The organism is Niallia nealsonii (assembly GCF_002835805.1).
Lineage (GTDB): Bacteria > Bacillota > Bacilli > Bacillales > Cytobacillaceae > Niallia > Niallia nealsonii.
The window spans coordinates 62,784-89,530 of record NZ_PISE01000007.1; the positions used below are offsets into that span (position 1 = coordinate 62,784).

23 protein-coding genes are annotated in these 26,747 nt (G+C 34.4%); 4 read left to right on the forward strand and 19 right to left on the reverse strand.

What is annotated here, in order from left to right:
• Position 1 precedes the first annotated feature (1 nt).
• From CWS01_RS03240 to CWS01_RS03270, 7 genes are all read right to left on the reverse strand, one after another.
• The gene (locus tag CWS01_RS03240; protein WP_101175614.1) at positions 2-781 is read right to left on the reverse strand and encodes an ABC transporter ATP-binding protein; all 780 of its coding nucleotides are present in this window, start codon (positions 779-781) and stop codon (positions 2-4) included.
• A gap of 491 nt (positions 782-1,272) precedes the next feature.
• On the reverse strand, positions 1,273-2,640 hold the full coding sequence (rlmD, locus tag CWS01_RS03245) for a 23S rRNA (uracil(1939)-C(5))-methyltransferase RlmD (RefSeq protein WP_101175615.1): 1,368 nt from the start codon (positions 2,638-2,640) through the stop codon (positions 1,273-1,275).
• Positions 2,641-2,806: 166 nt separating this feature from the next.
• Entirely contained in the window at positions 2,807-3,742 is a 936-nt protein-coding gene (locus tag CWS01_RS03250) for a diacylglycerol kinase (RefSeq protein WP_101175616.1), read from the reverse strand.
• A 270-nt stretch (positions 3,743-4,012) separates the two neighbouring features.
• Positions 4,013-4,951, reverse strand: coding sequence for a LiaI-LiaF-like domain-containing protein (locus CWS01_RS03255; protein WP_101175617.1), 939 nt, complete (start codon positions 4,949-4,951; stop codon positions 4,013-4,015).
• Positions 4,952-5,004: 53 nt separating this feature from the next.
• Entirely contained in the window at positions 5,005-6,093 is a 1,089-nt protein-coding gene (locus CWS01_RS03260; RefSeq protein ID WP_101175618.1) for a hypothetical protein, read from the reverse strand.
• Positions 6,090-6,563 carry an anti-sigma factor gene (locus CWS01_RS03265; RefSeq protein WP_101175619.1) on the reverse strand — a complete coding sequence of 158 codons (474 nt, stop codon included), beginning with the start codon at positions 6,561-6,563 and terminating at the stop codon, positions 6,090-6,092. The genes CWS01_RS03260 and CWS01_RS03265 overlap by 4 nt, the downstream gene beginning before the upstream one ends.
• A complete protein-coding gene (locus CWS01_RS03270) occupies positions 6,560-7,165 on the reverse strand; it encodes an RNA polymerase sigma factor (protein ID WP_101175620.1) in 606 nt (201 codons plus the stop codon). Before CWS01_RS03270 ends, CWS01_RS03265 begins: the two co-directional genes overlap by 4 nt.
• Before the next feature lie 230 nt (positions 7,166-7,395).
• Here CWS01_RS03270 and CWS01_RS03275 point away from each other — a divergent pair, with 230 nt between their 5' ends.
• Together CWS01_RS03275 and plsY are read left to right on the forward strand one after the other, a co-directional pair.
• Positions 7,396-9,066 (forward strand): hypothetical protein, encoded by a 1,671-nt coding sequence (locus CWS01_RS03275; RefSeq protein ID WP_101175621.1) that lies wholly within the window; start codon positions 7,396-7,398, stop codon positions 9,064-9,066.
• A 156-nt stretch (positions 9,067-9,222) separates the two neighbouring features.
• A complete protein-coding gene (plsY, locus tag CWS01_RS03280; protein WP_101175622.1) occupies positions 9,223-9,843 on the forward strand; it encodes a glycerol-3-phosphate 1-O-acyltransferase PlsY in 621 nt (206 codons plus the stop codon).
• Between the two features lie 125 nt (positions 9,844-9,968).
• Here the strand turns inward: plsY and gatB are convergent, their stop codons facing one another.
• Genes gatB through gatC form a run of 3 tightly spaced genes read right to left on the reverse strand, consistent with a single transcriptional unit; the run spans position 9,969 to position 13,169 of the window.
• A complete protein-coding gene (gatB, locus tag CWS01_RS03285) occupies positions 9,969-11,396 on the reverse strand; it encodes an Asp-tRNA(Asn)/Glu-tRNA(Gln) amidotransferase subunit GatB (RefSeq protein WP_101175623.1) in 1,428 nt (475 codons plus the stop codon).
• A gap of 12 nt (positions 11,397-11,408) precedes the next feature.
• A complete protein-coding gene (gene gatA, locus CWS01_RS03290) occupies positions 11,409-12,866 on the reverse strand; it encodes an Asp-tRNA(Asn)/Glu-tRNA(Gln) amidotransferase subunit GatA (protein WP_101175624.1) in 1,458 nt (485 codons plus the stop codon).
• 12 nt (positions 12,867-12,878) lie between these two features.
• A complete protein-coding gene (gene gatC, locus CWS01_RS03295; protein WP_101175625.1) occupies positions 12,879-13,169 on the reverse strand; it encodes an Asp-tRNA(Asn)/Glu-tRNA(Gln) amidotransferase subunit GatC in 291 nt (96 codons plus the stop codon).
• Positions 13,170-13,531: 362 nt separating this feature from the next.
• Between gatC and CWS01_RS03300 the strand changes: the two genes are divergently transcribed.
• A complete protein-coding gene (locus tag CWS01_RS03300) occupies positions 13,532-13,972 on the forward strand; it encodes a MarR family winged helix-turn-helix transcriptional regulator (RefSeq protein WP_235851962.1) in 441 nt (146 codons plus the stop codon).
• A gap of 39 nt (positions 13,973-14,011) precedes the next feature.
• Here CWS01_RS03300 and CWS01_RS03305 read toward each other — a convergent pair whose 3' ends face one another.
• The 9 genes from CWS01_RS03305 to CWS01_RS03345 all read right to left on the reverse strand — a co-directional run bounded on the left by CWS01_RS03305 (position 14,012) and on the right by CWS01_RS03345 (position 26,113).
• Positions 14,012-14,440: an organic hydroperoxide resistance protein gene (locus CWS01_RS03305; protein ID WP_101175626.1), complete on the reverse strand. Its 429-nt coding sequence runs from the start codon at positions 14,438-14,440 to the stop codon at positions 14,012-14,014.
• A 947-nt stretch (positions 14,441-15,387) separates the two neighbouring features.
• Entirely contained in the window at positions 15,388-15,831 is a 444-nt protein-coding gene (locus CWS01_RS03310) for a YueI family protein (protein ID WP_101175627.1), read from the reverse strand.
• 245 nt (positions 15,832-16,076) lie between these two features.
• Entirely contained in the window at positions 16,077-17,246 is a 1,170-nt protein-coding gene (locus CWS01_RS03315) for a CamS family sex pheromone protein (RefSeq protein WP_101175628.1), read from the reverse strand.
• Positions 17,243-19,267, reverse strand: coding sequence for an NAD-dependent DNA ligase LigA (ligA, locus tag CWS01_RS03320; protein ID WP_101175629.1), 2,025 nt, complete (start codon positions 19,265-19,267; stop codon positions 17,243-17,245). Before ligA ends, CWS01_RS03315 begins: the two co-directional genes overlap by 4 nt.
• A gap of 238 nt (positions 19,268-19,505) precedes the next feature.
• The gene (pcrA, locus tag CWS01_RS03325; RefSeq protein WP_101175630.1) at positions 19,506-21,737 is read right to left on the reverse strand and encodes a DNA helicase PcrA; all 2,232 of its coding nucleotides are present in this window, start codon (positions 21,735-21,737) and stop codon (positions 19,506-19,508) included.
• A 64-nt stretch (positions 21,738-21,801) separates the two neighbouring features.
• Positions 21,802-22,485 carry a heptaprenylglyceryl phosphate synthase gene (gene pcrB, locus CWS01_RS03330; RefSeq protein WP_101175631.1) on the reverse strand — a complete coding sequence of 228 codons (684 nt, stop codon included), beginning with the start codon at positions 22,483-22,485 and terminating at the stop codon, positions 21,802-21,804.
• Between the two features lie 355 nt (positions 22,486-22,840).
• Positions 22,841-23,149, reverse strand: a complete 309-nt coding sequence (locus tag CWS01_RS03335; RefSeq protein WP_101175632.1) for a YerC/YecD family TrpR-related protein — start codon at positions 23,147-23,149, stop codon at positions 22,841-22,843.
• A gap of 32 nt (positions 23,150-23,181) precedes the next feature.
• Positions 23,182-24,228, reverse strand: coding sequence for a DUF3048 domain-containing protein (locus CWS01_RS03340; protein WP_101175651.1), 1,047 nt, complete (start codon positions 24,226-24,228; stop codon positions 23,182-23,184).
• Between the two features lie 139 nt (positions 24,229-24,367).
• Positions 24,368-26,113 carry an adenine deaminase C-terminal domain-containing protein gene (locus tag CWS01_RS03345; RefSeq protein WP_101175633.1) on the reverse strand — a complete coding sequence of 582 codons (1,746 nt, stop codon included), beginning with the start codon at positions 26,111-26,113 and terminating at the stop codon, positions 24,368-24,370.
• A 201-nt stretch (positions 26,114-26,314) separates the two neighbouring features.
• On the opposite strand from CWS01_RS03345, the gene CWS01_RS03350 reads away from it, so the two are divergent.
• A complete protein-coding gene (locus tag CWS01_RS03350) occupies positions 26,315-26,683 on the forward strand; it encodes a YgaP family membrane protein (protein WP_101175634.1) in 369 nt (122 codons plus the stop codon).
• Positions 26,684-26,747 lie beyond the last annotated feature (64 nt).

Here is a 26,747-nt window from a genome sequence, read left to right on the forward strand (position 1 = left end):
ATTAAATGCTCCTTTCAATCGCACTGTTTTCCAGACTATGGGATGCTAAATCCACATACTCATTAAATTGATTATCGATTCTTTCCCGCGGATAAGGGAGGTTTACATCAATAATGGATGATAACCTTCCTGGTCTTGCAGACATCACGGCAATTTTTGTAGAAAGGAATACTGCTTCATACACATTATGTGTCACAAAAAGAATGGTTGTATTTTCTTTTTTCCAAATTTCTAACAATTCATTTTGCAAAGTTTGTCTTGTCATTTCATCTAATGCAGCAAATGGTTCATCCATTAAAAGCATTTTAGGTTTTGCTGCTAATGCTCGGGCGATAGAAACCCTCATTCTCATCCCACCTGAAAGCTGTCTAGGATATGATTTCACATGATCCTTTAGCCCCACCATCTCAAGCACTCTTAACGCTGTCTCTTTTTGGCTTTTCTTATTAGAGTTCCTTAATTCGAGTGGCAGCATCACATTATCTAGAACGGTTCTCCATGGAAGCAGATTAGCATCTTGAAAAACAAATGCTATATCATTGCTGTTTTTAATCACCTCTTTAGGAGTTTCCCCAAAAACTTCCACCTTCCCTCTTGTCGCTTCTCCTAAACCCGCTACCATCCGCAGCGCAGTTGATTTTCCACATCCAGACGGACCTAAGAAACTAATAAATTCCCCTTCATTTATGCTTAAGTCCAAACCACTTAAAGCTACTGTACCTGTATTATAGATTTTATCCACTTGTTGAAATGATACGATTTGATTTTTATTAGCAGTCAATGTTATCCCTCCCCTTAATAATTGCCTAGTTCTTGATTTTATTTTTTAAAGACATTTTGTTTGTCTACTATGTATGTTTCTATTTATTTCTTTCCAAATATTTAGACAGAATGATCTTGAAACTAGATTTCCGTCATACTCAAACGTCGTTTAATATTACTTAAAATGTTATTTTTTATAACATAATCTGTGATATAACTTCATTTTATACAGTTAACAATAATTAATCATTAGGTTTTTTTACGAAATGATCAGAATTTTTTGTATAATATGACTAGTAAAAAAGTATTGCAATAGCTATTCATTGTCGAACACGTAATATTTTCTCACATTAAGTATCCGTCCTTGCTTGCCCTCTTCTATTCTACGCCCTACTAGACTCAGAAAAAGATTATCCTAGGAAGAAAAATCGAAATAAAGAGAACTGAAGACAAAAAAAGACCTAAAAATCGCAAAAGTTTTTACAATTTTCAGGTCTTTTTAGTAGCTATTTAATTTAGAATTAACTGTGCAACACATTCTACATGCATGGTCTGCGGGAACATATCAACAGGCTGCACTTCAAGAGTTTGATAACCTCCGTCTTCTAATACACGCAAATCTCTTGCTAATGTTGCCGGATTGCAGGATACATAAACCACTTTTTTGGGCTTCATTTCTACAATCGTCTGCAATAGAGCATCATCACAGCCTTTTCTTGGCGGATCTACTACCAATATATCTGCCTCATTCCCTTTTTTGTACCATGCTGGAATAACTTCTTCTGCTTTTCCAACAGCGAAGTCTACATTGTGGATATCATTTAACTCTGCATTTCTTTTTGCATCTTCTATTGCTTGCGGAACAATTTCAACGCCAAACACTTGTTTTGCTTTTTTCGCTAAGAAAAGTGAAATCGTACCAATACCGCAGTATGCATCTATTACATTTTCTTCACCTTTTAGATCAGCATACTCAAGGGCTTTATTATAAAGAACTTTCGTTTGCTCTGGATTTACTTGATAAAAGGAACGTGCTGAAATAGCAAACTTAACATCCCCAATATAGTCCGTAATCGTTTCTTCTCCCCAAAGGACTTTTGTACTGTCACCCATGATGACATTTGTTTTCTTATTATTCACATTGTGGATAATTGATTTTATGGAAGGAATATTGTTCACTATTTCATCCACAATTTTATTTTTATGAACAATTTCATTGGTACGGGTAATCAATACAACCATAATTTCTCCCGTTATCAATCCTCTTCTCACCATAATATGGCGTAAATCTCCCTTATGATTTGCCTCATTATATGCTTTTACTCCATATTTATTGCAGATTTCTTTTACTTGCTTCACCACCGCATCATTTTCTTCTTGTTGAATAAGACATGCCTCCATATTAATGATTTGATGGGAACGCTGTTGGTAAAATCCACCGATTAAACCGCCCTCTTGTTCACCAATTGGAACTTGTGCTTTATTTCGATAGCGCCAAGGTTCGCTCATTCCAATAGTAGGATGAACAAGTGTATTTATTTTTCCAATTCTCGTTAAAACATCTTTCACATGCTTATGCTTGATTTGCATCTGCCCTTCATAGCTTAAATGCTGAAGCTGGCATCCACCACATTCTTTATAGATTGGACAAGGCGCATCTACACGATAAGGGCTTTTTTCTTGTAGCTCTAATAATCTTCCAAAGCCATAATTTTTATTTACTTTTACTACTTTTACTTTCGCTTTCTCTCCTGGAAGTCCATTGGGGATAAAAAGTGGATAACCCTCGACCTTTGCCACTCCAGAACCATCATGTGTTAAATCTTCAAATACTATATCTATTATATCGTTCTTTTGAACGGGTAATGTTCGACTCATATACTTCTTCCTTTACGTATTGTTATTGGAAATAGGAGATTAAAGAAAATTAGTTCATAAATTTTAATCATAACATAAAATGAGGGAATCTATTATAGGAAGTTTTTAGAGGAGAAATATGAAAATGAAGTGAGCTTATACTAGTGGCCCACTCCGTTCCAATACATTACTGATCTATCATTTTTATATTTTCCGGACGATCTTCTTCCCGAATTTTATCTAGTGGCACAAACACTTCAAAGTGTCTGTATAAATTCACAAATTCTGCCGGAAGCAAGCCACCAAATTCACCATCCAGATTTAATTGTACCTTTTCTTCTGATGTAATTTTTATATGATTAGCGCTTGCATAAATAACATTCGAATCATTAATATGCTCCCCACGAATAGCAAGTGTGGCAATTCGAATAAAGTCTGCTAAATTCGCTTTTTTTAGTATCAGCAAGGAAAAAAGTCCATCATTAATAGATGCTCCAGGAGCCAATTTTTCAAAACCACCTACCGAATTTGTTAATCCTATTAAAAATAGCATTGCCTCGCCTTCAAAAAGTTTGCCATCATATTCAATTTTTACACTCGTCGCTTTTATAGATGGAAGCATTTCAATCCCTTTTAAATAGTACGCAAGTTGTCCAATCATTGTTTTTAGTTTGCTTGGCACTTCATATGTTAGTTCTGTTAAACGGCCTCCACCAGCAATATTAATAAAATATTTGTCATTCATTCGACCAATGTCAACAGGAATAGTATCACCTTTTACGATAATATCTGCAGCAGCTTCTATATCTCTTGGAATATGTAATGCTCTTGCAAAATCATTTGTTGTTCCTACAGGTATAATGCCCAATTTCGGACGAAAATCAAGTTCAGCCAATCCATTTACTACTTCATTAATCGTACCATCGCCGCCTGCAGCCACAACTAGATTAAACCGTCTTTCCACTGCAATTCTAGCCGCTTTTGTAGCGTCTTCCGGTCCTATTGTTGCATGGCACGACGTTTCATATCCAGCATTTTCTAACTTTTTAAGCACCTCTGGCAAATGCTTTTTAAATGCTTCACGCCCCGAAGTAGGATTATATATAATTCTTGCCCGTTTCATACTCATCCATCCTATTTTTCAAGATTTCGATCTATATTACCAACTAACATAATAAACGATAACTAGTTCGATAGGCAATATTTAACACAATAAATAAGGATTACTTTCCTTATTCGCCTTTAATAAACTTCACATTCTTATCGCAAGCAAGATCTTTCCATATTATACCCTTATCACTATATTCTCAACCTAGTTCTTACCTTTAATCCTTTGTAGAATATCTGATGTATATCTAAAAGGAAAGACCTGTATGTTACAGGTCTTTCCTCATTAATTATTTGTTATATGTAAAGTTCCACTGTTTACGATAGAAATTTTTGTATTTTGTTTTCCTTTTAAATACTTTGCTTCTGTTAAAGATTCTGCTTCCACCGAATCCCCGTCCGCATCGTTTTCCTTTTTATCCGCTGTTTTCCATTGTTGATTTTCGCTGTCTAAAATCTCAGTATCCTTGACAGAAACCATTACATTATTTGTATCTTTTAAATTCAGTTCTAGAGATGATGCGTTTATAATGCTCCAATCATTTTGCAAATGGCGAGGATTTACTTTTGTTTCATTATTTCCCTCAACCTCTAATTTCACAGAAGTTGGAATAAGAAAAGTCACATTAGTAGTGGCATAGGAAGATGAAAAACCTGATGAATGTTTAGGCAATTCTTTCATCTGCAAGTAAACAGTATCTCCTTTTTCTTTTACAAGCACATAATCTTTTGATTTATTTAAAATAACTTTATTTTCTGAATTGACCGTTCGATAGGTTCCAAATAAAGAAACAAAATCTTCAGATGTTCCCTCAATATTTAAGGGCATATTTTGTCCTTGTGTTTGAATAACAATTCTTTTTATATTATCTTTAATCGAAACATCTAATGCCGGCAAATCCATTGTTATTTCTTCTTTCGTCATTTCCTCTTCGAATAAATGCATCAATCCAGTAGATTGCAAAAAAACAATTGCTATACCTGCTGTTCCCACAATACCGACTATAATGATGCTAAACAAATCAAAATTTAAATAGGGTTTCTCTTGTTTCGAAGTAATTAAATAGATCAAAATTTCTATTCCTAAAATAACTAAAAGAGCAGGCCACCAAACTCTTAGCACCATTGTGGAATCCCAATGAAGAAATTGAGATAATAACAAAAAAACTCCTAAAAAAAGTAATGACATCCCCATGGAAAAAGTGCCAACGCGCCATGTTCTCAAATTTGCTCCCCCTTAAGTTCGCAGTTTTTAAAACAAAAACTGCGAATGTTTTTCTATTTATTCGTTGCTTTTTTCTTTCCCTTTAATAAATATATTCCGCCAAAAATAAGGATTATGCATACAATTCCCGTCTGAAAATATTGATAAAACAAGTATTGAAGATCGATATTAAATATCCCATTTAATTTGGGAGAAAAAATTGGCAATAAAATATTTAACATTAAATAATATATACCTAAGAGAACAAGGCCTATACCAAACCATTTCTGATGGTTAATCAGATAGGAAATAACAGGCGTGTCTTCTAACGGCCGTTCCTCTCCTGCTTTAGATGCTTTTTGCAATCCATCAAAAAAACTATAAAACCAAATTAGAGGAATTAGGAATAAAAAAATGCCCATTCTTAATTCATTTAATATAAAGATTGAAAATAAAAAAGCTGCCATTAGCTGAATTCCTCTTTGCTGCAGCCCTAAATACAGATGACCAGCCCCCGGAAAAATCGATAAAAAAGTAGCAACCACTTTGCTCTTTTTACCCTCTTCTCTATGCTTCTCAAAATCTTGAAAAATGGTTTGATCGATTAAAGGCTCTCCATTTTGTTTTTTTGTAAACTGCTGCATCGCATCAAAAAATCCATATATCCATATAATAGGAAGAAAAGCAAGAAATACAAGAAATTCTTCTCTGCTTGTCAGAAATGTAACAAACAGCACCATCATTCCTAGTCCTAAAAATGAAGTTAATAAAGTCAAGCCTCGGTTCATTAAACCTAATTGAATATGTCCTAAACCTGGTACAAAAGACAGAACAATGGTATAAAATCGTTCAGATTCCACTGTATTTACTAATAACGGCTCCCCATCAACTGTTTGTTTTTCAACAGGAAGTTTCCTTTTTAAATATCTGCTTGTTGTAATAAAAGTATCAATTATGCTGATGCAATAAATGATAAATCCAAGCAATACCAAAAAGATTATTATCTCTCCTACAGTATACATGGTGCTTTGGATGAAAATTGTCATTAATGCTAATCCAAATACAGCAGTGCCGTACAAAAACCCCCTGACCTTTTCTCCGATATAAAACAACCCTCCTCCGGGAAAAAATGCTAATATAAATGCGACGATCGGATTTTTCATTTTTTCTTTTCCTCCTTCTTGTTGTTTTCCAATGTATCTATCCAAGAAAATGTTTTATCCACAAATCTATTCATTTCAGATTCTTTATTTGCTGAAACCTCGGTTCTTTGAATCGTCTGTGTATGTTGAATGACGGTTTGGAAGACCCCTGTAGACATTAAAAATATTGTAGCAGCTGCGGCAAGCATATAATGAAAAAGAGAAGATTGATAAAACAATCGTTTTTTCTTTTGCTGTTTGACTTCTTTTTCTTCTTCTGCATAAGCTATTTTCATCATAATTTGATCTGTAAAAGTGGTTTCATTAGAGATAGCAGGAAGTACTGTTTCTTGTTCTGCTACCGCACCTACATATAAATCAAGACATTCATCGCAACTATATAAATGATCTTCTAACAGAATTCGCATATCCTCATCCAATTTATCGTTTACATATTTTAGCCATTGGTCATAAGTATAATGGGTTGTCATAAAAAGTCTTCCTCCCTCCAGTGCTTTTTCATCCAAATTCTCGCTCGATACAGCTTTGTCTCAATTGTTTTCACTTGGACATTTTGCTCCAGTGCCATTTCCTGATAGCTTTTTTCGGCAATATAATACCCATATATAACATCTCGATAATTATCTGGCAGTTCATTTAACCGTTCTCTTACTAATCTCCGCCTTTCTCGATGGATAACTTCTGTTTCTAAGTCTTTTCCATCTTTATCTTCCATATCAAATTCCACGATTTCTGCGATATTTTCTCTTCTTCTTTGCTGTTTTCTTTTTATATCAATGGCATGGTTAACAGCAATTCTAGTAATCCATGTTTTAAAGCCCTGGTTTTCGTATTTGGGGAGAGAAGTATAGATTTTCATAAAAACTTCTTGTGCAGCATCTTCTGATTCCTTTTGATCTTTTAGAACACTATAGATGACCCGAAACAAATCATTGCGGTATTTTTCCACTAATAGTCGGAATGCTTCGTCGTCTCCAAGCTTTACTTTTTCAATTAATATCGAGTCACTAATCCTTCTCTCCCCCTTCTTTAACCCGCTTCTATACCAATAGACGTTATATATCCATATCATCCCTACACTCTCTAAAATTTTTTTCTTAAGACTACATTTTAAAGGAGCATCCCTAAGCTAAGTATCTACTGTTCTAAGAATTCATGAGGAATTATACAATTGTCTTATCATATATTTGCTAAAAAATAGCTTTTCCTTTTGGCATTTTTTATGTGAAAAAAGGATAATAATGAAACTATTTATCCTTCTTTACGTATTAATGGTGGGAATTATTAAAAAGGAGGAAAACAATGCTTTATTTATTTGCTTTACTTGCATTAACTTTAAATCCCTTTGTTTGGATCGCTTATTACAAAAAAAGAAGCTTTATTTATTTTCAAATTTTTCGTGTTACTTTCGGTCTATTCTTTTTATTTATTTTAGATTATATCCAATTGATTGATTATTCTACAGAAGCATTAATAAAATTCGGTTTGCTTTATATGGCTTTTTTCTTTCTTTGTGATTTAATTTATCCACATGTAAAAGGATATTTCATTTTTGGATCACTCGCCATTCTTTTTTTATTGATAAGTGCCTATTTGCAATTTGTGTACCCTTATACAATCGCAAATGATAAATATGAATTTGTCGTAAAAAAAACAACAGTAGCAAGTCGTGAAAAAGAATCTATGGATGAAAAGCATATTGCAGTAGTGCCAGAAAGCTATGCCAGATACCGAAGTGAAAAAAAATTAGGAGAACTCGCTCATTCCTCCTACTATGACCTTGGGGATTCTACACTGCAAAAAATTGATGGAGAACTGTTTTGGGTCACACCTATTGAATATACGGGTTTTTTTAAATGGACAAAAGGAAAAGATGTACCAGGATATATTAAAATGAGCGCAGAAGACGAAAATAAAGATGCCGTATTAGTAAAAGCAGCTATGAAATATGTGCCATCCGCTTATTTTCAAGAAGACTTAAAGAGGCTCGTTCGCAGCAAATATAAACATACTATTTTGCTAGAAGCAAGTTTTGAACCTGATGATCAAGATAACCCATATTATGTTCTTCCATATGGTGATTATAATAAATTCCGCCAAATGGTCGATATAAAAGGAATCTATGTGGTAAATCCTCAAACAGGAGATATTCAAAACTATTTGTTAAATAATATCCCAGAATATATTGATCATGTTATTCCAACAAGTGTGGCCGAAGATTGGAATGAATGGTACGGAAAATATGTCCATGGCTTTTGGAATACTATCTTCTCTAAAGAAGACATCATTTCTCCAACAAAATGGGAAGATATCAATGAAGTCAACGGTGTATTTAATAAAGATTTGCAGTTAAACTGGTTTACTGATTTCACTCGTTCAAAATCCGGAAGCGGCTCAATGGTTGGCTATTCCATGATGAATGCTCGTACAGGGAAATTAACCTTCTATACAGATGCCAACGGATCACTAAATGGAAAAGCTGCCATAAATGTTGCTGAAAAAACATTCCGAGCGGAAAAATATGAGGCTGGCACTCCATTGCTTTACACAATTTATGGACAATTTACATGGGTAGTGCCACTTATGGACAGCAATAGTGTCCTCCGAGAAATGATGCTTGTAAACGCAAAGGATGAAAAAATATACAGTCACAGCAATGCAAAAGCTAAACTATTTAATGATTATAAATACGCACTTGCTACACAATTAAAGGATGACAAAAGTATTCCAACAGATATTGCAAACAAGAAAAAAACAGCAGGAAAAATTAGCTATGTATATAAAGCAGAGGAAACAAATAGTACGATGGTGAAATTTATGTTGTCTGGACAGAATAAAATCTTCCAAGTCTCATCTACTGATTTTCCTTATAGTATTTTTATCGAAAAAGGGATGAACGTATCTATTGATTATATAGATACAGAAGAACTAGTTGTTTCTGTAGATAGTCTCACAATTGAAAGTCTTCAATAGCTTTAAAAAGGGAGGGAACAATTCTCCCTTTTTTTATTTGCATAAAAATCAACAGCGTTATCCTCATGCAAAAAAAACAAAAATAAAGGATAAATGGACAAACCTAAACTTCTCCTGGCATATATTATTAGTAGCAAGAAATTCACAAGAAGGAGAATGCCTTTGTTTACACTCTTTTTTTTCGCTTATCTAGTTGGTTCCTTCCCTACTGCATTAATAATCGGTAAAGTGTTTTATGGAATTGATATCAGGAAGTATGGCAGTTTTAATCCAGGAGCAACTAATTCTCTAAGAGTACTTGGAAAAAAAGCCGGAGTAACCGTTTTACTATTCGATGTCAGCAAAGGAGCGCTGGCTGCTGCACTTCCCTTTCTTTTCGAAGTAGATATAGACCCCTTGTACCTTGGTCTTGCTGCCGTTCTTGGCCATTGTTTTCCAATACTAGCTGGATTTAGAGGGGGAAAAGCTATTGCAACAACAGCTGGGGCATTGCTTATTGCAAATCCTTTGATGCTTTTTATTTCTTATATTACTTTTTTTCTTGTTATCTTTATTACAAAATACGTTTTTTTAGGCAGCATCTCAATTGGAATGACACTACTCCTATATGTTCTCATTGAACCAGGCTTAAAGCATGAACTGCTCTTTTTTCTCTATCTAATCTTATTAATCTATCTTCATCGCTCTAATATTATCAATTTTATTCATCATCAGGAACCAGTTTTTAATGATAAAAATCTTAAAAAAGATCGAATTAACCCGAAGAAAAAACCATGAATTTTTATGTTGGAACTCTTTTGTCGATAAAAATTGCAAATCAGCACTTTTCCTGGGAAATGAAATACGATCTTGTCGAAAAAAGACAAAAAGCAAAGGAATGTTTTCCTTTGCTTTTTACCTTTTTATCTTTTAGAAATTTCTTGTACTAACAATTTATTTAAAACTTGCGGATTTGCTTGTCCTTTTGTGGCTTTCATAATTTGTCCTACAAGGAAACCAATCGCTTTTTGCTTGCCATTTTTAAAATCTTCAATGGATTGTGGATTATTATCTAATGCTTCTCCAATAATCTTAAGCAATGCACCTTCATCAGAGATTTGCACTAATCCTTTTTCTTTGACGATGATTTCTGCACTTCCACCCTTTTCAATTAGCTCCTTGAATACTACCTTCGCTATTTTGCTGGAAATCGTTCCATTTTCAATTAATTTGATCATTCCAGCTAAGTTTTCAGGTGTAAGAGCCACTTCAGCTAGCTCTTTTTGTTCTGCATTGATATAGGCAGAAACATCGCCCATCAACCAGTTGGAAGCTAATTTTGCATCTGCACCTTTGACAACAGTTTCCTCAAAGAAATCTGCCATTTCTTTTGTGACAGTTAAAACATTTGCATCATATTCTGGCAATCCAAGTTCTTCTATATAACGTTTTTTGCGAGCATCTGGAAGTTCTGGAATTTCTGCACGAATGCGTGCTTTCCAGTCTTCATCAATATAAAGATCTAACAGGTCAGGCTCTGGGAAATAACGATAATCATCTGAACCCTCTTTTACACGCATTAATAGTGTCTTGCTTGTCGCCTCGTCAAAACGGCGAGTTTCTTGTTCAATTACACCGCCTGCTGTTACTACTTCCCTTTGTCTCTTTTCTTCATACTCTAATCCTTTGCGAACAAAGTTAAAAGAATTTAAGTTTTTTAATTCTGTTTTTGTGCCGAATTCTTCTTGTCCGACTGGACGAATAGAAATATTCGCATCACAGCGAAGAGATCCTTCTTCCATTTTACAGTCCGATACATCTGTATATTGAATAATGGACTTTAATTTTTCTAAATAAGCATATGCTTCATTTGGTGTACGAATATCTGGCTCTGATACAATCTCAATAAGAGGTGTACCTTGACGATTAAAGTCCACTAATGAATAGCCATTCTCATGATTTAATTTTCCAGCATCCTCTTCCATATGCACACGTGTAATACCAATTTTCTTTTTATAGCCATCGACTTCAATTTCAATCCATCCGTGTTCGCCAATTGGTTTATCAAACTGAGATATTTGATATGCTTTCGGATTATCAGGATAAAAATAGTTTTTGCGATCAAATTTTGTATCTGTAGCAATTTCGCAATTTAGTGCCATCGATGCTTTCATTGCATAGTCGACTACTTTTTTATTTAATACAGGCAGAACACCAGGATATCCTAAATCAACTACGGTTGTATTTGTATTTGGATCAGCGCCAAAATGATTCGGACTGCTTGAGAAGATTTTTGATTTTGTTTTTAACTCTACATGTACTTCTAGTCCAATGACTGTTTCAAATTCCATAATTTTCACCCCTTACAGTGTTGGTTTTTGATTATGATAGTCTGTTGCTTGTTCAAATGCGTAAGCAACTTTATAAATACTTTGTTCATCAAAATGTTTTCCAATTATTTGTAAACCCAATGGCAAACCGTTTGAAAAACCGCATGGTACAGATATTCCAGGAACACCTGCTAAGTTAACAGGAATTGTCAAAATATCGTTAGCATACATCGTTAATGGATCCTCAACATTTTCTCCGATTTTAAATGCTGGCGTTGGCGTTGTAGGTCCAATAATGACATCATATTTTTCAAATACATCTTCAAAGTCTTTTTTAATTAATGTACGCACTTTTTGCGCCTTTTTATAATAAGCATCATAATAGCCTGAACTTAACGCAAAAGTTCCTAGCATTATTCTGCGTTTTACTTCATCTCCAAAGCCTTCCGCACGTGATTTTTTATATAGATCGATTAAGCTTTCCGCATTTTCCGCACGATAACCATAACGAATACCGTCAAAACGAGAAAGATTAGCAGATGCTTCTGAAGAAGATAGTAAATAATAAGTAGCTAAAGCATACTTGCTATGAGGCAATGAAACTTCTTCCCAAGTTGCTCCTAATTTTTCTAGAACTTTTAATGCTTCAAGCACAGAGTTTCGTACATCTTCTTGTACACCTTCACCAAGATATTCTTTTGGCACCGCAATTTTTAAACCTTTTATATCACCAGTTAAACCTTTAACGAAATCAGGAACTTCTACATTGGCAGATGTAGAATCCATTGGGTCCATACCTGAAATTGCTTGTAGAAGATAGGCATTATCTTCTACCGTTCTTGTAATTGGGCCAATTTGATCTAAAGATGAAGCAAATGCCACAAGACCAAAACGGGAAATGCGTCCATAAGTTGGTTTTAAACCGACTACGCCACAGTATGCTGCTGGCTGGCGGATGGATCCACCTGTATCAGAACCAAGAGAAAATAAAACTTCACCAGCAGCAACTGAAGCTGCTGAACCGCCTGAAGAACCACCTGGCACAGTGTTCAGATTCCATGGGTTTTTTGTTTTTTGATAATAGGAATTTTCCGTAGAAGAGCCCATTGCAAACTCATCCATATTTAATTTTCCAATCGTAATTGTTTCTGCAGTATGTAATTTTTCCATTACAGTTGCATTATAAATAGGAGTAAAATTCTCAAGAATTTTACTAGAGCATGTAGTACGCAAATCTTTCGTTACAATATTATCTTTGATTCCAATAGGCATGCCAAAAAGGGAACCTTTCATTTGCCCTGCAACTAGCTTCTCATCTAATAATTTGGCCGTTGTTAAGGCATTTTCTTCATCTAATGTTACGAATGCTTGTACTTTATCATCTACATCTTTGATGCGGTTATATGATTCCTTTACTAAATCAGTAACAGATACTTCTTTCTTTTGCAGCAATTCATGCAAATCTCTAATCTTATGATCAAACAAACTCATTTAGTTCCCTCCTTATTCGATAATAGATGGCACTTTTATTTGTCCATCTTGATGATCTGGTGCATTTTTTATTACTTCTTCAATCGACAGACCCTTTGTTGCTACATCTTCACGCATTACATTTTTCATATCTAGCACATGAGATGTTGGCTCAATTCCTTCTGTATCTAATTCATTTAGCTCCTCAGCAAAGGAAATGATAGCATCCAGTTGTTTTTGAAATTTTTCTGCTTCTTCCTCCGTAATAGCAAGTCTGGCTAAGTTTGCAACATGCTTTACTTCTTCAATTGTAATTCTTGACATAATTGTCACCTCCAAAATATACGAACAGCACAATAATCTGATAATATCAAACAACGCTTAAGTAAGGCAACAAGAACCATAAAGTAAAATCACTTTATCGTCGATCTTGTCGCAAAAAAGTAGATAAGTGTGCAAAAGATCCTACTTCATTATAATAGATTATTTACTTTTAAGATGTATTTATCATAAAAACTTCTTCAATATTATACTTGATTAGTAAAAACGTTGAAAATCTTATACAATAAGTGATAGTATAGTTTGTCCATTTTAAACTTGCTCCTAATTACAGGCATTATTAACAACTCTAACCTCTTTCAACAATCTTATATAGAAGAAATACAGCAGAAAATGGGGTGAAAAAATTGAATAAAGAAACAGATTTATTAAAGTTAGAAAATCAGCTCTGTTTTTTGTTATATGCTGGCTCTAGAGAAATGACAAAAAAATATAAACCATTATTAGATGAATTAGGAGTAACCTATCCACAGTACTTAGTTCTCCTTCTATTATGGGAACATAAAACATTTACTGTAAAAGAGCTTGGCCAACAGCTTTATCTAGACTCAGGAACGTTAACCCCCATGTTAAAAAGAATGGAGCAGAACCAGATAATCAAAAGAGAGCGCTCCATGCAAGATGAACGCTCTGTTTTAATAACGTTAACGGCTAAAGGCTGCTCTTTAAAAGAAAAGGCACAAGATATTCCTATTGAAATCTTTCATTTATCTGGAAAAAACCAAGAAGAATTTCAAGCACTGAAGGACTCTCTATTACAATTGCTGCAGCAGCTTACAAATACGTAAAAAAAAATGCCTCCTTATTGTAAAGAGGCATTTTTTATATTAAGCTGTAGCCACTTCTAATTTCACATCAATATTTCCTCTAGTCGCTTTAGAATATGGACAGAATTGATGCGCTTTATGCACTAGATCTTCTAATCTTGCCTTTTCTATACCAGTGCCTTTAACCTTTAAAGTTACTCCTAGTTTAAACCCTTGATCTGCTGCATCCTTCATTAAACTAACGCTTGCTGTTACTTCAGAATCAAATTTAACCTTTTCTCTTCCTGCAATTAATTGTAATGCACCATCAAAACAGGCTGCATATCCTGCTGCGAAAAGTTGTTCAGGATTTGTTGCATCTTCTAATTCCTTAGCGCGAGGAGTTCCTGGCATAGCCGTTTCAAGCTGAATAACATAATCCTCGGATTCCACTCTTCCTTCTCTTCCGCCAATAGCTGTTACAGACGTTGTAAATATTGTTTCTGACATAATAGATCCCTCCAGTATAAATTTGTAGTTGCATTTCATTAAATTAATTATATTGCACACAATTTAATTGTGCAATATAAATTTTCTCTTCTAATTTTCTTCCTCGTTAACGGCGGCATTAAGTCTTTATTGATTAATATCCCTCTTCTTTTTATTGCACAATAGGCTTATTTATAAACATAAGTGCTAAAATCCTTTTCGCCATTACATTAGTTTAAATAACTGACTTCAAAGGATTGTCCCCATAAGCTGTATAGCTTAGATATCTTTATATGGATAATAGTTGGTCCATTGCTTCATTTTTCTAATGCTTTGGTTCAATTTTTTTCAAGTAGCTATTTTTCAAAAAAAAATGAGGTTGGGACACAACTAATTAGATAGTTTGTAAAGACGAATAATCTCTAATTTAGCTTTAAAATAAAGGCTGGTTTCGCAATCTTGGTTACTTGTGTTTTTAAATATAGTCAAGTGTAAAAACTAATTTGTTCCATTGCGCTACAGACGCTCCCTTTCCGCGGGGAGGAAGCTGAGCCTCCTCGGCACACCTGCGGGTTCTCAGCCTTTCCTCTACTTCCCGCAGGAGTGGAGTGTCCTCCGCTCCATTCCACTTCGTTTTTAAAGGTTGTTATCTAAAAAAAATTTAAAAAAATAGAAAAAATTAATTATTTGGAAAAACTGAGCAGCCTGAATACACGTAGACTCCTATGGGATTAGCGAGACAGCTTAGACCCTGCAGGCGAAGCCGAAGAGCCCCACGGAAAGCGAAGTGTATTCAGGCTGCGGGTAATAACAACAAACTTTACTGAAATCGCCCTTTTAAAAACCTAAAAACACGAACCATTATACGTAATTTCCGTATAATGGTTCGTGTTTTTCTTCAGCTAGAATACTTATGTCCCATCCTCATTTTAATTCATTTTTAAAAGCTGTCTTCTCATTTGAATTGCTTATTTTTTAAACAAACTTCCTAAACTAGAAAAAAGACCCTTTTTTTCCGTTTGTTGCTGGTCTTCAGTTTCCTTGTTCTTTGATACAAATATTTCCGCTTTCTCGATTGCATGACCATAAGCAACTAATAAACCAATCTCACTTACATAGTCTTTATTAGTAACCATCGTATATTCCATTTTATACGTATTAGCCACCTTAATATATTTAGACAAATAAGCATAATCAAGATGCCCATTTAAGTAAAGTTTGGCGCCTATGCTGCTTTTTATTGCATTTTCTACTTCTTCATAAACACAATCTTCTAGAACTTGTGATTGTTTAAGAGCTATTACTACTCGCTCTCGCAAGGTGCCAAGAAATTCCCGGCGCTCCTCTGGTTTTGTTTCCTTTGCTCCATAAACTCCTTGTTTTATATAATCATCTACATTTGGATTTGACATCTTACATCTATCTCCTTCCCTTAAATTTCTCTTTACTACTATACTCTAAACATTTGAGAAAAAACCTGTACCTATGTAAATTTTTGTGAATATCTGTGATACATCCTTTTTTATAAATGGCTCTATTCAACAAAAATCCTGATTTTTCTTTCTATAATATATCTGCAAAATAAAAAAGCCATTCAGACTGCTTATTCTTTCTAAAAAAGAATAAGCAGTCTAAAAGCTTCTGTGCTAGTTATTTTTTAATTATAAATATGAACATATGGCTCATCTGCACCAGCGTCCCGCACAATTAACGCCTCTGCGCCATTTACAGACGTTATACTGACCTGTACAGAGATATCTGCTGGGAAATGTTCTACTACGTTTCCAGCAGTAAATTGTGTGAAGCCAATAACCTCTGCTTTTCCATAAAACTGGATAGGTATTTCTATATTTAAATTTTGCAGTTTATTATTAACATAAAATGCTCTGCCGACTACCCCATTAAAATTCGGAAAGTACTCTTCAATGTCTTGTTTAAAATAAGAAAATGGATCTTCATCAGACTTATATTTACTTTTTCCATTTGGAAATAGTACATACTCTTCATTAATGTCTTTCCAATCTTCTAAATTTGAACTTCCTTTTTCAGCTGAAGAATAAGCGATAAAGTTTCCTGGTACAACAGATGAGCTTTCCTTCTGCTCAAATAACGCAATCGTAATTGGAACAGAACTTAAACCTTTCATTTTTCTCATTCGCTTTATTACTTCAGCAGCGATTTTTTTTCCTTCACTTTCTAGTTTTGCTTTTGATATTGGAGCACTATAGGTTGCGCCATTCTTTTCCTTTTGATAATAATAAACAGAGTTTAAAGCAAGTCCAATCGTTACTCCACCAAGCACTACTTTATCAGAATCTTTGCTTTTGATTAAATAATCATGTTCTAATATATGAGCCAAATAAATCGGCTCCATCTCACTGCTTTCTTTTAGAGATTTATTTTCATCAGAAGGATTCAAGCCAACATTATCACTTTCGGACATTTTATTTGCCTTTAGTTCTTTTGCAGTATATTGACGATTAAGCCAACTTGAAACAACTTCCTTGCTTAAATACTGTCCTTCTTGAAAATAATATTTGTCAGGATCAAATGTATTTTGGGCAACACGCATTAAACCTGTTTCCAATTCGCTGATATCATATCTTGTATTTAAGTTATTGACTACTAATCCTCTTGCTGCAGACGACTTAAATGGCAGCTTCATGCTGTAATAATCATCGGATATTTTATATTTAGGAAGTATCGCTGTATCTTCTGAGCTATTATTTGCTGTATTGTCCTGCACTTCTTCTTCCTTTTGAAAATTCGGCGCACAAGCAGATAACAATAGGACGAGACTTAACGCTAATGCAAAGCTTTTTTTCATTCTCCGAACACACCTTTAATCTTTAATTCTTCCAACAACTTTTCTTCATCCCAAACTTCAATTTCTAGTTCCTGTGCTTTTGTCAGCTTACTTCCAGCATCTTCACCAGCAATGACTAAATCAGTTTTTTTACTGACACTCCCAGTTACTTTTCCTCCTAATGCTTCAATCTTTTCCTTTGCCTCATTACGGGAAAGAATCTCCATTTTGCCTGTAAGCACAATTGTTTTACCTGCAAAAATAGAATCAGAACTTTCTGCTGCAGTGAATTTTGGCCCTGTATATAACATATTTACTCCAGCAGACTTTAGTTCACTAATTAGTGCTGCTACCTCTTCTTGTTCGAAATAGGTAACAATAGAATCTGCCATTTTTTCACCAATTTCATTAATCTCTATTAGCTGCTCTTTTGTAGCATATAAAAGATTTTCCATTGATTCAAATACCATTGCAATGGTTTTGGCTGCTTTTGCCCCAACATGCCGGATTCCTAAACCAAATAATAATTTTTCAAGAGAATTATTCTTCGATACTTCAATAGCATTCAGAAGGTTTGTGACTGACTTATCGCCCATTCTTTCTAGCTGAATAAGCTGATCATATGTTAAAACATATAAATCTGCGACGTCTTCTATTAATTTTTCTTTAAAAAGCTGGCTTATGACTCTTTCTCCCAACCCATCTATATTCATGGCATTGCGGGAAACAAAGTGGATAAGCCCTTCTCTAATCTGAGCAGAGCATTTTGGGTTAATGCATCGAAGGGCAACCTCTCCTTCAATTCTAACTAATTCACTTTCACATTCTAGACAATGTGTTGGCATATGAAAGTCTTTTTCTTCCCCTGTCCGTCTTTCCACTAAAACATTCACTACTTCAGGAATAATATCTCCCGCCTTTTTCACAACCACCATATCGCCAATTTTTATATCTTTTTCTCGAATTAGGTCCTCATTATGAAGAGATGCCCTTTTAACCGTTGTTCCCGCTACTTTCACTGGTACTAGTTCAGCTGTTGGAGTAATAACACCGGTTCTGCCAACATTTAATGTAATATCTATTAGTTTTGTTACCACTTCTTCTGCAGGGAATTTATAAGCTATAGCCCATCTTGGACTTTTAGCAGTTGTTCCTAACTTTTCCTGATCTGCTAATCCATCCACTTTAATAACGATACCGTCTATCTCATATGGAAGATTCGGCCGTTTCTCTTGCCATTCCTCTACATATTGCATTACTTCCTCAATTGAGTCGCATTTTCTTCTTTCTTTATTTGTTTTAAAACCTAATTCATCTAATAAGTCCAAACCTCCACTATGTGATTCAACCCCTGTTTGGCCAACATCACCAATGGCATATAAGAAAATATCCAGATTTCTAGATGCTGCAATACGTGGATCCAACTGTCTTAATGAACCGGCAGCAGCGTTGCGAGGATTAGCAAATGGCTCTTCTCCATTTTCTTCTTTGGCAGCATTTAAGTCCAAAAATGATTTTTTTGGCATAAATGCTTCTCCCCGCACTTCAATGCTAACTGGCTTTTTTAAACGCAAGGGAACGGACCGGATTGTTTTTAAATTTGCAGTAATATCTTCCCCTGTAGTTCCATCCCCTCTTGTCGCACCAATTTCAAATAGCCCATCTACATATCGAAGAGAAACTGCTAATCCATCTATTTTTAATTCACAGACATAACAAAATTTATCGCCGATTGCCTGACGTATCTTTCGGTCAAAATCTCTTAAATCCTCTTCATTAAAAGCATTTCCTAAACTAAGCATAGGCTTTTGATGCTGAACTTTAGAAAACATTGACAAAATCTCTCCACCTACGCGTTGAGACGGGGAATCACTTGTTTTTAACGCAGGAAATAGCTCCTCTAAAGAAATAAGTTCTTTTAATAATCTATCGTACTCTGCATCAGGAATAGATGGATTATCGAGCACATGATATTCATAATTATATTTATTGAGGAGATTATGCAGTTCCTTTATTCGCTTCTCCGCTGCTTGTATATCCAAAAGATCCACTCCTTTCTATCCATTTAAGGCTAGATTAATTTTTGAAATCATAAAAATATTAACTTAGCCGTTTTCTCCAAAAGATCGGATACTGTATAAATTTTTTGTATGGCTTTTATTTGACCAAACAAACCTATCAGCTAACATAGGGAAAAGCTAGAAAAAATGCAGCATTTTTTCGATTCATGCCTACATATTGCTCTGTTCTCCCTATTACTTACACTTATTATAAAATCCGTTATGTTTTTTGAATTGGCGCAAACTTCGCCAATAGTCTTTTAATTCCTACTGGACTTGGAAAAGCAATATCAAGTTCTTTAGAGTCTCCCTCTCCTTTTACACTAACAACTGTTCCAACGCCCCATTTTCCATGTGCGGCCTTATCGCCAACGTTCCAATCAATTCCCTCGCCCCCAGTTGTTGTAGTGGCAGGACGAATCACTGCTTTTCTGGCAGCTTGCGGAGAACGATTATAAGAGCTGTTGCTTGAGTTATTCAAAGAACTATTACTTCTCCTAGTCTGCGGCATAATTCCTTCCAATAACTCTTCTGGAATTTCTTTTACAAACCTTGAAGGTGGATTCATATTTGTTCGTCCAAAAAGTGTTCTCATTTGTGCATTCGTTAAATATAAATGCTTTTCTGCTCTTGTAATGCCCACGTAGGCCAAGCGCCTTTCTTCTTCCATTTCTGCTTCTTCCATCAGTGATCGGGAATGTGGAAAAACGCCCTCTTCCAATCCAATTAGAAAAACAACAGGAAACTCTAATCCTTTTGCTGAATGAAGGGTCATAAGAACGACAGAATCTGCCTCTTTTCCATCTTCGTCCAGCTTATCAATATCAGCAACAAGGGCAAGATCTGTTAAAAAGGCAATTAATGATTTATCATCATTTGCGCTTTCAAAGTTTTTCGTAACAGATAAAAACTCCTCAATATTTTCCAAACGACTCTGTGCTTCAATTGATTTCTCTGCTTTTAGCATTTCCTCATAGCCAGATTTCTCAATTACTTCTTCCACCAATTCTGTAACAGATAGATACTCTTGCATCTCACTGTATTGCCGAATTAAATTGCGGAATTCCGTTGCCGCCTTGGTAATTTTCGGGCTCAATCCTATTAACTCAATAGCATCAAGCGCTTGGTACATAGACATATCATGCATTCCTGCAAAATTTGAAATTTTATCAATAGAACTAGAACCGATGCCTCTTTTTGGTACATTAATGACACGCTGCAAACTAATATCGTCATCTGGATTTGCAATTAACCGCAAATAAGCTAATATATCTTTAATTTCTTTTCTGTCATAGAACTTTATCCCACCAACAATGGAATATTCAATATTTGCTTTTAAAAGCATTTCCTCCATAACACGGGATTGAGCATTTGTGCGATAAAGGATAGCAATCTCCGATAGACTTAAGGAAGTTTCTCTTCTTAATTCTTGAATTTTCCCGATAACAAATTGGGCTTCTCCTTGTTCACTGTCTGCACGGTAATAGTAGATTTTATTGCCTTCTTCATTTTCCGTCCAAAGATTTTTATCTTTTCGGCCACTATTATTTCCGATTACTTTATTCGCAGCACTTAAAATTGTTTTTGTCGAACGATAATTTTGCTCTAACATTACAACCTTTGCATTCGGATAATCTTTCTCAAAGGATAGAATATTTGTAATATCTGCACCGCGCCATGCATAGATGGATTGATCCGAATCCCCAACAACACAAAGATTGCGGAATCTGCTTGCCAATTGTTTAACCAAAAAATATTGGGATCTATTGGTATCTTGATATTCATCTACATGGATATATTGAAATTTCCGCTGATAATACTCTAATACCTCAGGAACTCTTTGAAAAAGATGGATGGTTTGCATAATTAAATCATCGAAGTCTAAGGCTTGATTTTTGCGTAGTCTTTTTTGATACTCTGTATATACATCACTTACTGTTTGAGAGTAGTAATCACCAGCAGTCTTAGCAAACTCCTCTGCCGTAATGAGCTCATTTTTCGCTGAGCTGATGCTTCCAAGAATTGCCCTGGGATCATTTTTTTTCGGATCAAGATTGCGGTCTTTAAGAATTCCTTTAATAACAGAAAGCTGATCTGTCGTATCTAGTATCGTAAAATTGCGGTTATATCCAATTCTATCGATATCTTTTCTTAAAATTCTTACACACATAGAGTGAAAGGTGGAAATCCATATATCTTCACTCGCTCCACCTAAAACAGATGCAATTCTCTGCCTCATTTCTTTTGAGGCCTTATTTGTAAACGTAATTGCTAGAATATTATAAGGATTTACTCCTTTTTCTACCATTAAATAAGCAATTCTTTGCGTCAGTACCCGTGTTTTTCCACTTCCTGCTCCTGCCATGATTAACAGAGGACCATCTGTCGCTTTTACAGCAAGTTTTTGTTCAGGATTTAAACCATTTAATATTTTGTCTGTTAAAAATTGCATATTTTCACCACCATAAGAACATATATTCTATTTTAGTTTTTCCTACTTTGAAGTTCAATAAAAACTATCTTTTTATATGAACAGTACTTAGTGCTGCATCAATATCCGTGTAAATGATATTTCCTACCACTATTACATCAGCAATACTTGCCATTTCTTCTGCTTCTTGCAAGTTTTTAATTCCTCCACCATAAAAAAGTGTAGTATTTATTAAATGCTTTTTCGCAGCCTTCACCATCTCTGGATTCCCATAGGTTCCACTGTATTCCACATAAAAAATCGGCAAATGGAACATTTTTTCTGCCATCATCGCAAATGCCGCAACATCCTCTTTCGACAATTCCGTATTTGCTTCTGTTACATTAGCCGCTTTACACTCTTTATTTAGAATACAATAACCTTGCATCAAGAATTCATCCCAATTCATGATTTCTCCATACTCTTTAACTGCTTTTTGATGCAACCCTGTCACCCATGATGTATTCGTACTATTTAAAACAGTTGGGACAAAATATAAATCAAAACCTGGTGTAACAGATTCAATTGAAGAGATTTCTAAAACACAAGGTATCGTATATCGGCGAACTCTTGACATAATGCTTAAAACATTTTCCAATGTTACTCCATCTGTTCCGCCAACGATAATTGCATCTGTACCGGACTCGCATATTCTTTCCAAGTTCTTATCTGATATTTCTTTATTTGGATCTAATTTAAAAACATGACGCCAATTTTGAACATCATACATGCATACTTCCTCCATTCTACCATTACATTAAACCATTATAGCACTAGTGCTACTATCTAAAAAGAATACACAATGGTTAATTTCTATATAAATATATTCCAAAAAGAAAGATAGAATTTGTTCCAGATTCTCTTGATAAACTATAATCATTTTTCCCTAATATTGCGTGTAAATCTCCATAATATTTACACTAATAGGACGATTAATAAAGATAAAGGTTTCATTCTTTTTTCATTTGGCTGACTAAACTAAAAAAACTTTATTTATTCTTTTATTTCTTAAATAGTCCCTCAATATAAATTGGCATAATAAAAGAGCAGGATTATTAGCCTTCCTGCTCTTTTTCATTATCTCACTATTCAGTTGCTTTTTCTTCTTCTTTAATTCTATCTAAAGCCATTTCATAGGCATCATTGCCATAATTCAAACATCTTTTTACCCGAGAAATCGTTGCAGTACTGGCACCAGTTTCTTTTTCTATCATATGATACGTATTTCCTTCTCTTAGCATTCTGGCAACTTCAAGGCGTTGGGACAATGATTGAATCTCATTTACTGTGCAAAGATCGTCAAAAAATAAATAACATTCTTCTAAATTTTCTAATGAGAGAATGGACTTAAATAATTGGTCCAATTCTTTTCCTCTTAGTTTATCAATTTGCATTTTTTCATACCTCCACAAAGTTCCATTAAATTTTATCTTGTTTCAAAAGAAACGGCTGCATTCAGTCCAAGATTAGAAGGTATAATATCTATCCATGTCTTTCCAGGAACCAACCCTGCCTGTTTATTGTTATCAAATGGAAGAATTCGTCCATTTATATTTTTCCATTCTACTTCTCTCCATTTGCCCTTTTGCAATAAGTAGCCTTTTCCTCCTGAAGTTAAATCTACTTCTCTTCTTCCTTTTTTATCTACAATAGAATGTTTTGCCTCAAGGATAAAAACATTGTCTACTGCAACAGGAGATTTTGTTTCGTACTCTACTGTTTGTTCTCCATTGGAGTACCGCAAATATTTCTGTGAATCACTGTTGTATTTGAACTGAGAATTGTACGTAGCATCTGAACTAAATTTAACAGAAACAGCACTTGACTCTTCCCCAGCTATTTTATCTAAATCAGCCTTTTTAATGAATAAAAGGTTGTCTGGTGATTTATTTAGGCGATATTGTTTTTGCTCTGCTCCCTTTAAAATGTTGCTGTAGCTAATATAAGAATTATGGGGAGCTACTCGGTATGAGGCTCTTTTAAACAGGGTTCCATCATACTGCATGCCATTTAAATTATTAATATATCCATTTGTTAAAAGCTTTTTTGCCTCTGGACTGTAGCCATGGGCAATATATAATGTATCATATCCTTTTGCAAGTTCAATATAATAGTCTCGTGAACTTCGCACAGGACCAATTAATTTTGGCTTTTCACTTTGAAATATAGCAAGAAATCTTGTGATATCCCCTTCAGCTAAAACTTCATACACAATATCTGCTTGCGATAAACCAGACTGTGGTCTTGCAGCAGGGTGATTATTAATCATCACACCAATTGCTCGATTTGAACTTTCCTTTTTGCTTTTCAAACCTGTCAGCGGATATGTATATGCCAACTCTTCACTTTCTTGTTGTTCGTTACTGATATTGCTGCTTTGTTGATTTTCATTATTTCCGTTAACCTTTTTTGGATCATCGCTGCATGCTGTTAAAAGAACTGTCATAAAAAGAAAAATAATACTTTTCTTCATACGCCCTCCTATTTCTAAGACCTCTATACCGGTTTTAAATAGTGCTTTCAAAACTTCTCTACTATAATAAACAAGTTTTTTCTTAACCACTGCAGCATTTTCTGAAAATTCCAATTTAACAAATATACTCTTTTATATTTTAACGCATTATTGCTGGAAAGAGTACATTTTTATTTAATACATCATACAATCCTTTTTGTGTAATTCTTATATATGGCAAATGTGTCGCAGAAAAAAATGCTAAAGTATAAATAGGATCCTCATATACAAAACCTAGCTCTTTTATAATTTTAATCAAATCTTTTTCTTTTGTTATTAGATTCATTAATGGTATGTCTGCCATCAATCCTTTTAAGGGAAGAGAAAGTTCTATCAATATCCTTCCATCTTTAATGAGTACAATTCCCCCACCAATCCCCTTTAATCGATTAAAAGCTTTCATCATATCACTTTGATCTTTTCCTAATAAAATAATATTTCCATCGCCTGTATAAGAACTGGCCAATCCACCAATTGCATTAGAAAACCCTTTTAATAAAGTGTTGATTCTCCATTTACCTTGCCTATCTAATAGCATAAAAAAACATTCGTCATGTTCCTCAGATAATTTATTGCCTGATACATTCATTGAAATAGAGTAAGGTTTTGTAATAACTGAATTTTCCAATTTAATTCCAAAAGGCATAGAGAATTGCATATCATTATAACTTAAATCCCAATTGATTTGCATTGGATTTAATCCGCAATCTTTCCACTCAATAGTTGGATATATACCTTCTACTTCCTTTCCATCCCTTTTCACCCACACACCTTTTGCCAATACAGAAATAGGAGTAGGGTTTTCTTTGCTTGTTAAAAAATTAATATTAGCAACTCTGCCTGTTGCAATATTTCCATGAAGATGCTCCAAATGATAGTATTTAGCAATATTAATTGTCGCCATATTATAGGCATCAACCACTGGAACTCCTTTTTTCAAAGCTATGCGAATCAATTGATCGATATGACCTTGTTCATAAAAATAAGAAGGCGAGCCATCTGTTGTTAACATAAATTTATCATATTGATCTATCCCTAAATGATGAATTTCATCTAATAATCTTGGCAAATCCGGACGAATCGAAGAATATCGCAACGAAACCATATATCCTTGAAGCAGGCGGTCAAGCACTTCCTTCCCTATCATTGCTTCGTGGTCAGAATCAACACCTAAAAGCATCATCTTTGCCAATGTTTTTTCAGATGCACCTGGAAAGTGGCCTTCGATTTTCTTACGCATTCTTTTCGTTTCTTGCATCCAGTGCAGCATCATATCATCTCCGGCCAAAAGCTTCGGCCACGCCGTTAATTCTCCTCCTTGCAAAACGGCATCATGTTGAATCCAATTTTTCACATTGCTATGTGAAAATACCATTTCTTCATCCTCTAATTCTGTCTGTGAATCATATCGGCACCACCAGTAAATAGTTGATGGAATCTCTTGCATAAGATCCATTAAAGTAAACGCTTTCTTTTTATCTAAATGCATAGCTAACATAAGGTTATCATTTACTAATGTTGTCGTCCCAAACTGTGATGTATATTGTGCAAGTGTTAGGGGATTATAAATTTGAAAAGGATGCGCATGCGGTTCTATATATCCTGGTACAAGAAGTTGATTTTTACAGTCAACTATTTCAGATTGGTTGATCATTTCTGGCATATCTTTGCCAACATATACAATACGATCTTCTAATATCCATATATTTGCAACTATCCATTTGCGAAGAGTTTGGTTTAAGTAGGTAGCATCTTTGAGAATAATGGTTGGCGATTTTTCACCATTAAGTACAGCAACATGGTTTCTTAAAATTTTGCTTTTCCAGCGATAACGTTGATCTAACATTTATGATTTCCCCCTTTTTGTTTTAGTCTGTTTTATTTTGTTTCACCATTTGTTTTTGTTTATTTTTTAAAATAATCTATTTCTGTTTTTTTACTTTTATGTTTATTTTATATTCAATTTTAATCTATAAAAGGGAATCTTACCAATAATATTCCTTTATTATAGAAATTTTTCATAAAATTTACAAAGGAGAGATTTATTTTGAATCCAAAACCAAATATTAGTTTAATTAATGCATTAATTCGTATTACATGTGGTTTCACTTTCTTAGCGTGGAGCACAGCAAAATTATCAAAAAAGCCTCATAATCAATCCTATTTATGGATAGCTTTACTCGCTGGCATGAAAATTGCAGAGGGTATTGTCCGATATTGTCCACTTGTTGCATTATATGATAAAAAAGAAGAATTTCCTCCAAATAAACAGGTGCATTCTACACAAAATTATAATCACGAAATAAAGAAAAAAAATGATCATGTGGAGGCATCTTCTTCAAAAGAAGTGGCAAAAATAATGGAAGATTTTAATCCAGAGAAAATATTTTCTCCAGAGGATATGAAAAAAGATTAATAAAAAACCAGACTAATTACAAGAGTAATTAGTCTGGTTCTATTTTCATTATGACATAGGGTTT